The organism is Qingshengfaniella alkalisoli (assembly GCF_007855645.1).
GTDB classification, from domain to species: Bacteria; Pseudomonadota; Alphaproteobacteria; order Rhodobacterales; family Rhodobacteraceae; genus Qingshengfaniella; species Qingshengfaniella alkalisoli.
The window spans coordinates 290,203-304,401 of sequence record NZ_CP042261.1 but is presented as its reverse complement, the minus strand read 5'-3'; the positions used below and the strand labels follow the sequence as shown (position 1 = coordinate 304,401).

The following is a 14,199-nucleotide window of genomic DNA, read 5'->3' as shown; positions in this document are numbered from 1 at the left end:
CATTTTTGAAGGCGCGAAGCCATGCCGAGCCACGCAGCCACACCCAGCCTGAGGGATCGCTTCTGGGAAACCGTCCCGCTGGACAAAATGAATCGCGCGGAATGGGAGGCCCTGTGTGATGGATGTGGCAAATGCTGCCTCAACAAGCTGGAAGACGCAGACACCGGCGAAGTTGCCTTCACCAGCGTCGCGTGCCGTTTGCTGGACGGTGAAAGCTGCCGCTGCGCCCAATACGACATCCGAAAGCAGTTCGTGCCCGAATGCGTCGTGTTGAAACCCGAAAACCTGCATGAGATCGCCTATTGGATGCCCGCTACTTGCGCCTATCGCCTTTTGCACGAAGGGCAGCCGCTTTATGACTGGCACCCTCTGATCTCAGGCGATCCGGACAGTGTTCACGAAGCCGGACTATCCGTGCGCGGGTGGACAACACCTGAATTCGAGATCAGTGAAGACGACTGGGAAGACTACATAATCGAGGATCTTTAATGAATTTCGCATCCGACAACACCGCCCCGGTTCATCCGTCTGTCTTGCAGGCGCTCGCTGCCGCGAACGAAGGCTACGCGATGTCCTACGGCGCTGATCCTCTGACCCTGTCGGTGCAGGATCAGATTCGCGAGATTTTCGAAGCCCCCGACGCCGCTGTCTATCTTGTAGCCACCGGAACGACCGCCAACGCCCTGTCGCTCGCCTGCCTTGGCGCGCCTTGGCAAACCGTCTTTTGCCATCGCCACGCACATATTCAGGAAGACGAATGCGGTGCGCCGGAATTTTTCTCCGGCGGCGCGAAGCTGACCCTTGTGGATGGTGCACACGGCAAGATCGATCCCGACGCGTTGAAGCTGGCTATTCTTGGTGAGCAGACACGTGGTGTTCATGGTGTGCAACGCGGTCCCCTGTCGATCACACAAACAAGCGAAAAAGGCACGGTTTATTCCCTTGGCGAGTTGAAAGCCCTGACCACCATGGCTGCAACATACGGTATGCCGGTACATATGGACGGGTCGCGCTTTGCCAATGCGCTGGTTTCTCTCGGGTGCACCCCTGCTGAAATGACATGGAAGGCCGGTATCGACGCGGTCAGCTTCGGCGGCACGAAGAACGGCCTGATGGGCGTGGAAGCAGTGATTCTGTTCGATGCGGAGAAAGCGTGGGAGTTCGAGCTACGCCGCAAGCGTGCCGGACATCTGTTTTCCAAGCACCGCTACCTCGCCGCGCAGATGGACGCGTATCTGAAGGGCGGCCTGTGGCTGGACATGGCGAAGCATGCCAACGCAACATGCTTCGACCTGGCGGACAAGCTCAGCAAGAAATCCAATGTGCGTGTCCACACAACTCCGCAGGCCAATATCCTGTTTGCGGACTGGTCCCGCGCAACACATCAGAAGCTGCATGAAGCCGGAGCTGCCTACTACCTGTGGTCCGGCGATCTGGACGCAGGCGATCCGGATGAAATGCTGGCAGCGCGGATCGTCTGCGATTGGTCAGCCAGCGCCGACGACAGCGCCGCTTTTCTGGCGCTTTTCGACTAGAGCTTTCCACTCAGGTGAAGGTCGAGATCGTCCAGCCGATCGTGGCCCCAGAACCGCTCGTTTCCCACGATGTAGAAGGGCGATCCGAATACGCCCTTCGCCACGGCCTCCTCCAGATTGGCGGCATAGGTTTCCGCGCCACTCAACAAGCCGCTATCGGCGAGTGACGGATCGAACCCGTTGGCCTCCAGACAAGCCTTGATCACATCATCTTCCGCAACATTCCTGTCTTCGGCCCAGCAGGCGCGCAGCAAACTGTGAACCAGCCCGCCAAGATCACCACCGCCAGCATGCTGGGCCGCGATGATCGCGTAGGCACTCGGCGCCATGTTGGTCGGAAAAAACGCGGGCTGCAAATTAATCGGCAGCCCCACCTTCGTTGCGCCGCGGCGCAGATCCTGAACGCGGTATTCCTTGCGGTTTTCGTGCCTGTCCTTCGGCGGCGTACCCCCTGTTCGGCTGAACAACCCCATAATATCAAGCGGCTTGTATGTGATCGTCGCGCCGTGCTTCTGCGCGATCTCCTCCAGCCGGGTTCCTGCCAGGTAGGTAAAGGGCGAAATCGTTGCGAAATAGTAGTCGATATGTGCCATTACGTCGGTTCCTTAAGCCACTGGTTGGTTTCAGCTAGGGGGGCTGCTAATGGGATGTCAATGTCATGATTCCGTCATTCGCGCCCCAGAGGACCAGCCAGATGCCATCGCTTGTCGAACCCAAACTGATTTCGGGAAACGCCAATAAACCACTCGCCGAAGCCGTCGCCCGTCGCATGTCCATGCATCGCGGCATCAATGTCGGTCTAGTCGACGCGCGTGTCGAACGCTTCAACGATTTCGAGATTTTCGTCGAAGTTTACGAAAACGTCCGCGGCGAGGACATGTTCATCATCCAGCCGACCTCGAACCCGGCGAACGACAATCTGATGGAACTGCTGATTATGGCAGATGCGCTGCGCCGGTCGTCGGCGGGCCGTATTACTGCCGTGATCCCCTATTTCGGCTATGCCCGTCAGGATCGCCGCACCAAGGCCCGCACACCGATTTCGGCCAAGCTGGTTGCGAATCTGTTGACCGAAGCAGGGATCGAGCGGGTGCTGACCATGGACTTGCACGCCGCACAGATCCAGGGCTTCTTCGACATACCGGTGGACAACCTTTATGCTTCACCCGTATTCGCGCTGGACATCCACCATCACTTCAAGGGTCACCTGGAGGACGTGATGGTGATCTCGCCAGATGTGGGCGGTGTGGCGCGTGCGCGTGAATTGGCACAGCGGATCGGCTGCCCTCTCGCTATCGTGGATAAGCGTCGCGAAAAGCCCGGTGAGATCGCAGAGATGACGGTCATCGGTGACGTGACCGACAAGAAGTGTATCATCGTGGACGACATTTGCGACACAGCCGGAACACTCTGCAAAGCCGCGCAGGTCTTGGTGGACAACGGCGCGACCGAGGTTCATTCCTACATTACCCACGGTGTTCTGTCCGATCCGGCCGTGGAACGGATCAAAAACTCCGTCATGAAAAGTCTTGTCATCACCGACTCCATCGAACCGACGGAGGATGTAAAATCGGCGTCCAACATCCGGATCGTTCCGACCGCGCCGATGTTTGCACAGGCAATCCTGAACATCTGGGCAGGCACAAGCGTGTCGTCCCTGTTCGAGACCGACACGCTCGGTCCGATCTACGAGGGGATGTATCCCCGCGACTGATGGACATAAGCGGCGCCTTCGGGCGCCGCTTTTCGTTTTGCTCTACTGGTCGTCGTCACCCACGCCTTCATCATTCGCCGCGTAGGTGGAGTTGCCCGGCTGCTCGGATGGTGCGGACACCGGAGCCACTGGCAAGCCAGAGGACGGCATTTTCACATGAAGATCCGTCTGCGGGAAAGGGATGGAGATCCCGTTCGCATCAAACGCCTCTTTGATCTGACGAGTAAGATCCCAATAGACCGTCCAGTAGTCGTCGCGCGTCGTCCATGGACGGCACACAAAATTGACGGAACTATCCGCCAGTTCGTTGACACGGATGACTGGCGCAGGCTCAGACAGCACAGCGGGATGGGCGGCAACGACCCCTTCCATCACACGCTGAGCCTCTTCGATGGAATCGTCATAGCCGATCCCGAAGACCAGATCGACACGGCGTGTATCGCTAGCGGTGACATTGGTGATGATGTCGCCCCAGACTTTGCTGTTAGGAATGACAATCACCTGATTGTCTGGCGTTGTGATCGTCGTGGACACAATGGACACGGATTTGACCGTGCCGCCCGTGCCAGCCACCGTCACATAATCGCCTTCGTCGAAGGGACGGTTGATCATGATCATCAGACCTGCGGCCAGGTTGCCAAGCGTATCCTGCATGGCGAAGGCGATGATAAAGGACGCACCACCAATCAGCGCAAACATCGGTGTGATATTAACGCCCAAGGCCGACAGCACGATCATCAAACCAATCGCGATGGTCAGCCAGTAGACAACCATGACGATGAAAGATTGCAGAAGCTTGCTGAGCTTTGGCACCCGCCCCACCATGCGGGTCGCCCCGCCGCGCACCATTCTCGCCACTACGAACAGAACCAGCAGAGCCAGAACGATCACACCGATCTGGATCAGCAGATGCAGGCCGCCTGTCGGCGAGGTCGCCCATCTGACACCTTCCGACAACAATGTACCCCAGTCCGAACTTTGCGCCTCTCCCGTCGAAACAGCAGAAATATAAGCCCGATACTGATCGACAGCCGCTTGATCACCGCCTTTTGCGGCGAGTGCATTCACCACCGTGTCCAGTTTCGCAAAGGCTGCCCGCCGTTCTGCGCGGGCCGTTTCCAAGTCGGATTTCAGGTTCGGGGCGTCTTCACCCGCATCGAGCGCGAGTTGTTGGCCCACGACCTCGACCGTGCGCTCCTTGGCTATGGCTTGCCACTCGGCTGCCAGCGCCGTCAGATCCTCGACAGTCAACGGCAGCACGCGCAGGCTCAACTCGTCATTGCTGATCGTCTCATCTGTCAGGTCTTGCGGGACGGACACGGATTCTTCCGGCGGCGTCTCCGCGTCTTGCGCGTGGGCCGGGGCCGCCAACAGGAGCGCGCCACATAGCAACGCCATGAACATCTTCAGGAAATCGGGAAGTCGCCAAGTCAATTGCTCTCTCCATTTGCGACGCGGTTGAGATGACTTTTGCCAAAGCCGCGACGAATTGCAAACGTCTTACCGTAGTGGCAACAAAAAACCCGGAGCGTAAGCTCCGGGTTTTGAGAGTTTCAAATGGATTTCAGATCAGTCCATCGCATCCAGAAGCCGGACCAGATCGTCCACGATCTTTTCTGCGCCACTCTTCTCGTCAGATTGCGCCTTCTGCGCAACGTTCCGAGCTTCATCAAGATGCTTTTGAATCGCTTCCTTATGATCCGGATGACGTGGATAGGAACGTTCGGCCAGCACCGATACGCCCTCCGCCGAGATCTCGGCGAAGCCGCCGGTGACGGCGAATTCCTGCGTTCCGTCCGGTCCCGTCGCGATCAAGATACCGGGCTTTAACGTCGTGATCAGCGGTGCGTGGTTCGGCATCGCTGTCAGATCGCCTTCTGCGGCCGGAATCTGGACCTGTGTCACCGGTCCGGAGGCAAGCCTCCGTTCCGGCGACACGAGATCGAATTGCATGGTGTCAGCCATCAGCTGCCCCCTTAAGCCGCTTCAGCGGCGAGTTTCTCGGCTTTCGCGACCACATCGTCGATACCGCCGACCATGTAGAAGGCAGCTTCCGGCAGGTGATCATACTCACCGGCGACCACTGCCTTGAACGACTTGATCGTGTCCTCAAGCGGCACCTGAATACCGTCGGAACCAGTGAAGACCTTCGCAACATCGAAGGGCTGCGACAGGAAGCGCTGAATCTTGCGTGCACGCGACACAGTCAGCTTGTCTTCTTCAGACAGTTCGTCCATGCCGAGGATCGCGATGATATCCTGCAGCGACTTGTAGCGCTGGAGAATACCCTGCACGTCACGGGCAACCCGATAGTGCTCTTCACCAATAACCTGCGGGTCCATCAGACGGGATGTGGAGTCGAGCGGGTCAACGGCCGGGTAGATACCCAGCTCCGAAATCGCACGGTTAAGAACCGTCGTAGCATCAAGGTGAGCGAAGGTCGTAGCCGGTGCGGGGTCGGTAAGGTCATCCGCAGGCACGTAGACCGCCTGGATCGACGTGATCGAGCCGTTCTTGGTGGAAGTGATGCGTTCCTGCATCGCGCCCATATCCGTTGCCAGCGTAGGCTGGTAGCCCACAGCGGAAGGAATACGGCCCAGGAGTGCCGACATCTCCGAACCCGCCTGCGTGAAGCGGAAGATGTTGTCGACGAAGAAAAGAACGTCGGTACCGGTGGCATCGCGGAATTGCTCAGCCAGCGTCAGACCGGTCAGGGCAACACGTGCACGGGCTCCCGGCGGTTCGTTCATCTGACCGTAGACCAGAGCAATCTTGGAATCCGGCAGGTTGTCCGGCGTCAGAACACCCGATTCGATCATTTCGTGGTAAAGGTCGTTGCCCTCACGGGTCCGCTCACCAACACCTGCGAAAACGGACAGACCTGAGTGCACCTTGGCGATGTTGTTGATCAGTTCCTGAATGAGAACCGTCTTGCCAACACCGGCACCACCAAAGAGACCGATCTTACCACCCTTGGCGTAGGGGGCGAGAAGGTCGATCACCTTGATCCCTGTCACGAGAACTTCGGCCTCGGTGGCCTGATCCGCGAAGTCGGGGGCGGAAGCGTGGATCGGGCGGGTTTCCTCAGCTTCGACCGGACCCTTTTCGTCGACCGGCTCGCCGACGACGTTGAGGATGCGGCCCAGGGTTGCGGTACCGACCGGCACATTGATCGGTGCGCCGGTATCGGTCACTTCCTGACCGCGAACCAAGCCTTCGGTGGCGTCCATCGCAATCGTGCGGATCGTGTTTTCGCCCAAGTGCTGTGCAACTTCCAGCACCAGTCGGTTGCCATTGTTATCGGTCGTCAGCGCGTTCAGAATCGCCGGCAGGTGGTCGTCAAACTGCACGTCGACAACGGCGCCGATGACCTGAGTCACTTTGCCTACTGCGTTTGCCATTTCGTGTCTCCGGTTCCTTTAGAGCGCCTCGGCGCCCGAGATAATTTCGATAAGCTCGTTCGTGATCACGGCCTGACGCGAACGGTTGTACTGGATCGTCAGCTTGTCGATCATGTCGCCCGCATTGCGCGTCGCGTTGTCCATCGCGGACATCCGTGCGCCCTGCTCCGATGCGCCGTTTTCGAGAAGCGCCGCGAAGATCTGGGTTGCGACACCGCGCGGCAGAAGATCGGCAAGGATGCCTTCTTCGCTCGGCTCGTAATCATAAAGCGTCGCAGCCGCATCACTATCCGGCGCATCGTAGCTGGCCGGAATGATCTGCTGGGCGGTCGGTTCCTGAGAAATCACGCTGTGGAACTTGGCGTAGAAGATCGAGCAAACATCGAACTCTTCCGCGGCGAAGCGGTCAAGTACGTTCTTCGCGATATCCTGCGCATTGACGTAGCCAACATTCTTGACCTCTGACAGGTCAACATGGCCGATCAGCAGAGAACTGTAGTCGCGGCGTAGCTGTTCACGGCCTTTCTTGCCGACGGTCAGGATCTTCACGGTTTTACCTTCGCCGCGCAGCTTGTCGGCGTGCGTCTTGGCGAGACGCACGATCGACGAGTTAAACGCGCCACAAAGGCCGCGCTCTGCAGTCATGACGACCAGCAGATGCGTGTTGTCCGAACCGGTACCCGTCAACAGGCGCGGCGCAGCAGGGCTGTCACCGACCGATTGTGCGAGCTGACCCAGAACGGCGTTGAACCGTTCCGAGTATGGGCGTGAGGCTTCTGCAGCTTCCTGCGCACGACGAAGCTTCGCCGCAGCGACCATCTGCATGGCCTTCGTGATCTTCCGCGTCGACTTGACGCTTTCGATCCTGTTTTTCAGGTCCTTAAGGCTAGGCATGGGTCCTGTCCTTTCGGGGCCTTAGGAAAAGGTTTCCGCGTACTCGTCGAGCGCCGCCTTGATCTTTTCTTCCAGCTCACCTTTGACCTTGCGGTCGTTGTTGGTGATGTCGTCCAGCAGGTCCTTGTGCTGGTTGCGCAAATGCGCCAGCAGACCTTCTTCGAACCGTCCGACATCTTTTACGGCGACTTTGTCGAGGTAGCCATTCGTACCCGCGAAGATCACGCAGACGATTTCCGCATTGGTCAGCGGCGAATACTGCGGCTGCTTCATCAGCTCGGTCAGACGCGCACCACGGTTCAGCAGGCGCTGCGTCGCGGCGTCCAGATCGGAACCGAACTGAGCAAATGCCGCCATCTCACGGTACTGCGCAAGCGACAGTTTGACCGGACCGGCAACCGAGGACATCGCCTTCGTCTGCGCCGACGAACCAACCCGCGACACCGACAGACCCGTGTTCACAGCCGGGCGGATACCCTGATAGAACAGCTCGGTTTCAAGGAAGATCTGACCGTCGGTGATCGAGATCACGTTGGTCGGAATAAAGGCCGACACGTCGCCGCCCTGGGTTTCGATGATCGGCAGCGCCGTCAGCGAGCCTGCTCCATGGTCTTCGTTCAGCTTGGCCGAACGTTCCAGCAGGCGGGAGTGCAGGTAGAAAACGTCACCGGGGTAAGCTTCACGACCCGGCGGGCGGCGCAGCAGCAGCGACATCTGACGGTAAGCAACGGCCTGCTTCGACAGATCGTCATAGATCATCAGCGCGTGGCGGCCATTGTCGCGGAAATACTCACCCATCGCGGTTGCGGTGTAGGGTGCGAGGTACTGCATCGGTGCCGGGTCCGACGCGGTCGCAGCAACGACGATCGAGTATTCGATCGCGCCGGTTTCTTCCAGCTTCTTGACCAGCTGTGCAACGGTCGAACGCTTCTGTCCAACGGCCACGTAAACACAGTAGAGTTTCTTGCTCTCGTCGTCGCCAGCCGCGTCGTTGTAGGACTTTTGGTTCAGGATCGCGTCGAGTGCAACAGCCGTCTTACCCGTCTGACGGTCACCGATGATCAACTCACGCTGCCCGCGGCCAATCGGGATCATGGCGTCAACGGATTTCAGACCGGTCGCCATCGGCTCGTGCACGGATTTACGCGGGATGATCCCCGGCGCTTTAACGTCAGCAACGCTACGCTGGGTCGTCTCGATCGGGCCTTTGCCATCAAGCGGATTGCCAAGCGCGTCAACAACGCGGCCCAGCATGGCCTCGCCGACGGGAACGTCCACGATGGCATTGGTGCGCTTGACCGTGTCGCCTTCTTTAATGTCGCGGTCGGAACCAAAGATAACGACACCGACGTTGTCGGTTTCTAGGTTCAGCGCCATGCCGCGAATTCCGCCAGGGAATTCAACCATCTCACCAGCCTGGATGTTATCCAGCCCGTAAACGCGCGCGATACCGTCACCGACGCTCAGCACGCGGCCGACTTCGGCGACTTCAGCTTCTTGACCGAAGTTCTTGATCTGCTCCTTGAGGATCGCAGAGATTTCGGCTGCCTGGATTCCCATTATCCGACCTCTTTCATAGCATTTTGGAGGTTAGCGAGCTTGGCCTTGACCGAAGTGTCGATCATCCGCGAGCCCACCTTAACAACAAGACCGCCGATGAGCGTGTCATCAACGGTCGCCTTGATTTTCACATCCTTGCCTACCTGCGCCTTGAGCGTCTTGGCAAGCTTGTCGGACTGCGTCTTGGTCAGTTCGACCGCACTCGCAACCTCGGCTGTGATTTCGCCTTTTTCTTCGGCAATCATTTCGCGCAGAACGATAACGAACTGCGGCAGCACGAACAGACGACGGCATTTTGCCATCAGGGCCAGCGTGTTTGTCACGATACCCGACAGCTCCATCTTGCTGGCAAGTGCCGTGATCGCTGTCTGTTGCTGTTCCCGCGAGTAGAGCGGGGATTGCGTCATGGCGCGCAGATCGGCACTGTCTTCATATGCCGCGTCCAGCGCATCAACATCCGCCTCAAGGGCGGAGAGCTTGTTTTCTTCTTTGGCCAGTTCAAAGACGGCCGTGGCATAGCGCGCGGCAATGCCGGAGGAGATCGAAGCTGGTTCGGACACGTCCACCCTTCCGATGTCTTGGCCCGCTTGCCCCAAGGGGTTCAACAGGCAATACTCGACAACCGCGAATTGCGGCTGTCGCCCAAAATCAGCGAGGGTGTATCAAAGGGCTCCTAGGCAGGCAACCGATTACAGCACCGTGAACGAAGTTACTGTGACGTTAGTTGCCACATGTTTCGTGCAACTGCGACACTTTGCGCAGTTTTGAGGAACAGTTCGACCAGCGCAAAAGATGATTCTTCGTCAAACGAAGGATTCGGCTAATGCGCCCGGCCCCGCAAATGGCCCGGTGACGCCACGCGGGTGGGCTGGTGCAGCCCTTCAAGCACAGGCGCCATCCGGGGCTTTTCAGCCACGCTCAACCGTCCGCCGGGGGCAAAGACCTGTTTACCGGCCTCCACCATCAAAACACCGCCCGCATAGTGATTGGACAGTCGCTGACCGACGCGCTCGCACAGACCACCTGCGCGCAGCCAAAAGCGACGATGAGAAGGCGGCTGAAACAGTGCCGCCGCATGGCGTTCCGGCATGAAACCATGGCGTTTGAGCAGAGCTTCGAGTTGTGTCAGGCTATAAGGACGTCCATGCCCGAGCGGCGTTCGTTCACTTCTCGCCCAGAGACCGGCACGGTTCGGGACGATGAACATAGCCCGCCCCCCCGGTCCCAGCACGCGATAGCATTCGTCCAGCAGATCCGCAGGATGATCCGATGTTTCCAACCCGTGATGCACGATCAACTTGTCCGCCATACCCGTGGACAACGGCCAGATCACTTCTTCGCAAAGCAGTGAAACGTTCGGCATTCCCATCGGCCAAGGCATCACTCCCTGCTGGGCGGGCATCAATCCCAGCACACGACGCGCATCGACAAGGTAGGGACGCAGCAGCGGCACAGCAAAACCATAACCCACGACACTCTGCCCCTTGGCCTCCGGCCACAGATCCAGCAGGCGTCCCCGGATCGCCCTTTGCGCCGCACGGCCCAAACCCGTGCGGTAGTAGAAGGTTCTCAGGTCAAGAACGTCAACACGCATTGGAAACCCCGCCGAAAGCGCCTAGCTTGTTTCCGACGCAGCCCAGAAAGGTCCGACCCCCATGGCACTGATCCTCGAAACCATCCCCTGCCTGAGCGACAACTATTCCTTCTTGCTGCACGACGAGGCGAGCGGCGCGACTGCCGTTGTCGATGTTCCCGACGCCGCGCCAATTTTGGCACGCTTGGAATCGCACAACTGGCAACTCGATGAGATCTGGATCACGCATCATCACAATGACCATATTGGCGGAGTGAATGAATTACGCAAGCAGACCGGTGCGAAGGTGACGGGCGCACATGCGGATATTCACCGCCTGCCCAATCTCGACCGCTCGTTGGATGATGGCGACAGCTTTGAGTTCGCGGGCGAGCTGGTCAAGGTCATGGATGTACCCGGACACACGGTCGGGCATATAGCTTTCTATCTTCCCGATAACGGCTATCTGTTCACGGGTGATAGTCTTATGGCGCTCGGTTGCGGACGCTTGTTTGAAGGTACCCCGGAGCAGATGTGGACCAGCCTGAACAAGCTGGCGGAATTGCCCGACAACGTGATCGTTGGATCAGGGCATGAATACACTCAGGCGAACGCCCGTTTCGCACTGACCATCGATCCGGACAACGCAGACCTTCGCGCTCGTTTTGAAGCCATCGACGAAGCCCGGAAGCAAGGCAAACCTACCGTCCCAAGCAATTTGGGCGAAGAAAAGCGGACCAATCCGTTCCTTCGCGCAGGCACTGCGGCGGTAAAGCAAGCGATTGGAAAACCTGATGTCTCGGACATCGAGGCGTTCGCGACGGTCCGGTCACTGAAGGATTCCTTTTGAGCGTGCCACAATCCGCGCCACCTCGCAAACCAAAGCACACAAATCGTTACAAATGCGTGCTTCGGCGGTTTCTGCCTCGCACAGCTATTGACTAACGGCGCAATCAACCAAAACTTAAAGATACGAGCCCACGGTTGTGTCGGGCCAGCTTCCCGACCGACCCCGAGTATAAGGAGCAAGGCACGTGCCTTCATTCTCCAACACCCTTGAACAGGCAATCCATGCCGCTCTGGCGCTGGCCAATGCCCGCCGCCACGAACTGGCAACGCTCGAACATTTGCTTCTGGCGCTGATCGATGAACCGAACGCCGCCAAGGTGATGCAGGCTTGTAACGTCGATCTGGACGCCTTGCGAAAAACGCTGATCGAATTCATCGACGAAGAACTTGCGACGCTGGAAACGGATGTGGAAGGATCGGAAGCCGTTCCGACAGCCGCCTTCCAGCGCGTCATTCAGCGCGCCGCAATCCATGTGCAATCCTCTGGCCGAACCGAAGTAACAGGCGCGAACGTCCTGGTGGCCATCTTCGCCGAACGTGAAAGCAATGCGGCCTATTTCCTGCAAGAACAGGAAATGACCCGCTATGATGCCGTAAATTTCATCGCCCACGGTGTCGCGAAGAACTCCGATTTCGGTGAGGCACGCCCGGTAACCGGTGCCTCCGATTTTGAAGAGGAGGAACAGACGACCGAAGCACAACAGGACGGCAAGGAATCCGCTTTGTCGAAGTATTGTGTCGACCTGAATGCCAAGGCGCGCAAAGGCGATGTCGACCCGCTGATCGGACGGGAATCCGAAGTCGAACGCTGCATTCAGGTACTGTGCCGCCGCCGCAAGAACAATCCGCTTCTGGTCGGAGATCCCGGTGTAGGTAAGACCGCGATTGCCGAAGGGCTGGGTCGCAAGATCGTCAACGGCGAAACACCCGAAGTGTTGTCCAACGCCACCATCTTCTCGCTCGATATGGGCGCGTTGCTGGCCGGCACCAGGTATCGCGGCGATTTCGAGGAGCGTCTGAAAGCCGTCGTCACCGAACTGGAGGATCACCCCGACGCGGTCCTCTTCATCGACGAAATCCACACGGTTATCGGCGCAGGCGCAACTTCTGGCGGCGCAATGGATGCCTCCAACCTTCTGAAACCCGCACTTCAGGGTGGCAAGCTGCGCTGCATGGGGTCCACGACCTATAAGGAATTCCGCCAGCATTTCGAGAAGGATCGCGCGTTGAGTCGTCGGTTCCAGAAGATCGATGTGACCGAACCTTCGGTGGATGACACTGTGAAAATTCTCAAGGGCCTGAAACCCTATTTCGAGAACCACCACGACATCCGCTACACCAACGACGCCATCAAGACGGCCGTGGAGCTTTCCGCGCGCTATATCAACGACCGGAAACTGCCCGACAAGGCCATCGATGTCATTGATGAAGCCGGGGCCGCGCAGCATCTGGTCGCTGAAAGCAAGCGTCGCAAGACCATCGGCGCGAAGGAAATTGAGGCGGTCGTCGCCAAGATTGCCCGTATCCCTCCGAAAAACGTCAGCAAGAACGACGCCGAAGTGCTTCGCACACTGGAAGGGTCGCTCAAACGCGTGGTCTTCGGACAGGACGACGCGATCGAGGCGCTGAGTTCAGCCATCAAGCTGGCACGCGCCGGGCTTCGTGAACCCGAAAAGCCCATCGGCAACTACCTGTTTGCTGGCCCGACCGGCGTGGGCAAGACCGAAGTCGCGCGCCAACTGGCGTCCCAACTGGGCGTGGAGCTGCTGCGCTTCGATATGTCGGAATACATGGAGAAGCACGCAGTATCGCGATTGATCGGTGCTCCTCCGGGGTATGTGGGCTTCGATCAGGGCGGACTTTTGACCGACGGCGTCGACCAGCATCCGCACTGCGTGCTGCTTCTAGACGAAATCGAGAAGGCACATCCGGACGTTTTCAACATCCTTCTGCAGGTGATGGATCACGGCAAGCTGACCGACCATAATGGCCGTCAGGTGGACTTCCGCAATGTGATCCTGATCATGACGTCGAACGCGGGCGCTCAGGAACAGGCCAAGGCTGCCATCGGTTTCGGGCGCGACCGTCGCGAAGGTGAAGACACCGCCGCAATCGAACGGACCTTCACACCTGAGTTCCGCAACCGGCTGGACGCCGTAATCAGCTTCGCGCCGCTGCCGCAGGGTGTCATCCTGCAGATCGTCGAGAAGTTCGTACTTCAGCTTGAAGCGCAGTTGATGGACCGCCACGTCGCCATCGAACTGACCAAGCCCGCGGCTGAATGGCTGGCTGAAAAAGGCTATGATGACAAGATGGGTGCCCGTCCGCTGGCACGGGTCATCCAGGAACACATCAAGAAGCCGCTGGCCGAAGAGCTGTTATTTGGTGATCTGACCAAGGGCGGTCTGGTTCGGGTATCGGTCAAGGATGGAAAGCTCGATCTGCAAATGCTACCGCCGGAAAAAGCTCGGTTAGGCAAAAACGACCCGAAGCTGCTGACAGCAGGTTGACAGACACGACAAAGGCCCCGGTTTCCGCCGGGGCCTTCTTCCATCGGAATGATGGCCTAACCAAGCCACGCCAAGGCTCACAGATCATGATGAAAGTGACACAAGCTGCCACAGGCGGCTTGCACAATGCAATTGTCGCAACCCCAAGATATATTGTCGATCA

At 58.4% G+C, this 14,199-nt stretch carries 13 protein-coding genes; 5 read left to right on the top strand and 8 right to left on the bottom strand.

Features of this window, described 5'->3' with window-relative positions; translation table 11 throughout:
• The first annotated feature begins 21 nt into the window (after positions 1-21).
• Positions 22-489 (top strand): YcgN family cysteine cluster protein, encoded by a 468-nt coding sequence (locus FPZ52_RS01605; RefSeq protein ID WP_146363073.1) that lies wholly within the window; start codon positions 22-24, stop codon positions 487-489.
• Positions 489-1,535: a threonine aldolase family protein gene (locus tag FPZ52_RS01600; protein ID WP_146363071.1), complete on the top strand. Its 1,047-nt coding sequence runs from the start codon at positions 489-491 to the stop codon at positions 1,533-1,535. The genes FPZ52_RS01605 and FPZ52_RS01600 overlap by 1 nt, the downstream gene beginning before the upstream one ends.
• Here FPZ52_RS01600 and FPZ52_RS01595 read toward each other — a convergent pair.
• Complete coding sequence (locus FPZ52_RS01595; RefSeq protein ID WP_146363069.1) at positions 1,532-2,128, bottom strand: 2-hydroxychromene-2-carboxylate isomerase; 597 nt, start codon at positions 2,126-2,128, stop codon at positions 1,532-1,534. The genes FPZ52_RS01600 and FPZ52_RS01595 overlap by 4 nt on opposite strands.
• A gap of 101 nt (positions 2,129-2,229) precedes the next feature.
• Here FPZ52_RS01595 and FPZ52_RS01590 point away from each other — a divergent pair, with 101 nt between their 5' ends.
• Positions 2,230-3,249, top strand: coding sequence for a ribose-phosphate pyrophosphokinase (locus tag FPZ52_RS01590; RefSeq protein WP_146363067.1), 1,020 nt, complete (start codon positions 2,230-2,232; stop codon positions 3,247-3,249).
• Between the two features lie 42 nt (positions 3,250-3,291).
• Here the strand turns inward: FPZ52_RS01590 and FPZ52_RS01585 are convergent, their stop codons facing one another.
• The 7 genes from FPZ52_RS01585 to FPZ52_RS01555 form a co-directional block, all read right to left on the bottom strand.
• The gene (locus tag FPZ52_RS01585) at positions 3,292-4,683 is read right to left on the bottom strand and encodes a mechanosensitive ion channel family protein (RefSeq protein ID WP_240804376.1); all 1,392 of its coding nucleotides are present in this window, start codon (positions 4,681-4,683) and stop codon (positions 3,292-3,294) included.
• Positions 4,684-4,818: 135 nt separating this feature from the next.
• On the bottom strand, positions 4,819-5,214 hold the full coding sequence (locus FPZ52_RS01580) for a F0F1 ATP synthase subunit epsilon (protein ID WP_146363065.1): 396 nt from the start codon (positions 5,212-5,214) through the stop codon (positions 4,819-4,821).
• Between the two features lie 11 nt (positions 5,215-5,225).
• The gene (gene atpD / locus FPZ52_RS01575; protein ID WP_146363063.1) at positions 5,226-6,650 is read right to left on the bottom strand and encodes a F0F1 ATP synthase subunit beta; all 1,425 of its coding nucleotides are present in this window, start codon (positions 6,648-6,650) and stop codon (positions 5,226-5,228) included.
• 18 nt (positions 6,651-6,668) lie between these two features.
• Positions 6,669-7,544, bottom strand: a complete 876-nt coding sequence (locus FPZ52_RS01570; protein WP_146363061.1) for a F0F1 ATP synthase subunit gamma — start codon at positions 7,542-7,544, stop codon at positions 6,669-6,671.
• A 21-nt stretch (positions 7,545-7,565) separates the two neighbouring features.
• Complete coding sequence (atpA, locus tag FPZ52_RS01565) at positions 7,566-9,104, bottom strand: F0F1 ATP synthase subunit alpha (protein WP_146363059.1); 1,539 nt, start codon at positions 9,102-9,104, stop codon at positions 7,566-7,568.
• Positions 9,104-9,664 (bottom strand): F0F1 ATP synthase subunit delta, encoded by a 561-nt coding sequence (locus FPZ52_RS01560; RefSeq protein WP_146363057.1) that lies wholly within the window; start codon positions 9,662-9,664, stop codon positions 9,104-9,106. Before FPZ52_RS01560 ends, atpA begins: the two co-directional genes overlap by 1 nt.
• Positions 9,665-9,924: 260 nt before the next feature.
• Entirely contained in the window at positions 9,925-10,698 is a 774-nt protein-coding gene (locus FPZ52_RS01555) for a methyltransferase domain-containing protein (protein ID WP_146363055.1), read from the bottom strand.
• A 61-nt stretch (positions 10,699-10,759) separates the two neighbouring features.
• On the opposite strand from FPZ52_RS01555, the gene gloB reads away from it, so the two are divergent.
• Complete coding sequence (gene gloB / locus FPZ52_RS01550) at positions 10,760-11,527, top strand: hydroxyacylglutathione hydrolase (RefSeq protein ID WP_146363053.1); 768 nt, start codon at positions 10,760-10,762, stop codon at positions 11,525-11,527.
• 184 nt (positions 11,528-11,711) lie between these two features.
• Complete coding sequence (gene clpA / locus FPZ52_RS01545; protein ID WP_146363051.1) at positions 11,712-14,036, top strand: ATP-dependent Clp protease ATP-binding subunit ClpA; 2,325 nt, start codon at positions 11,712-11,714, stop codon at positions 14,034-14,036.
• Positions 14,037-14,199: the final 163 nt, after the last annotated feature.

Coding starts and splice junctions, on each gene's coding strand:
- gloB (WP_146363053.1), top strand. CDS start 10,760: ATGGCACTGATCCTCGAAACCATCCCCTGCCTGAGCGACAACTATTCC.
- FPZ52_RS01590 (WP_146363067.1), top strand. CDS start 2,230: ATGCCATCGCTTGTCGAACCCAAACTGATTTCGGGAAACGCCAATAAA.
- FPZ52_RS01570 (WP_146363061.1), bottom strand. CDS start 7,544: ATGCCTAGCCTTAAGGACCTGAAAAACAGGATCGAAAGCGTCAAGTCG.
- atpD (WP_146363063.1), bottom strand. CDS start 6,650: ATGGCAAACGCAGTAGGCAAAGTGACTCAGGTCATCGGCGCCGTTGTC.
- FPZ52_RS01580 (WP_146363065.1), bottom strand. CDS start 5,214: ATGGCTGACACCATGCAATTCGATCTCGTGTCGCCGGAACGGAGGCTT.
- FPZ52_RS01555 (WP_146363055.1), bottom strand. CDS start 10,698: ATGCGTGTTGACGTTCTTGACCTGAGAACCTTCTACTACCGCACGGGT.
- FPZ52_RS01600 (WP_146363071.1), top strand. CDS start 489: ATGAATTTCGCATCCGACAACACCGCCCCGGTTCATCCGTCTGTCTTG.
- atpA (WP_146363059.1), bottom strand. CDS start 9,104: ATGGGAATCCAGGCAGCCGAAATCTCTGCGATCCTCAAGGAGCAGATC.
- FPZ52_RS01605 (WP_146363073.1), top strand. CDS start 22: ATGCCGAGCCACGCAGCCACACCCAGCCTGAGGGATCGCTTCTGGGAA.
- FPZ52_RS01595 (WP_146363069.1), bottom strand. CDS start 2,128: ATGGCACATATCGACTACTATTTCGCAACGATTTCGCCCTTTACCTAC.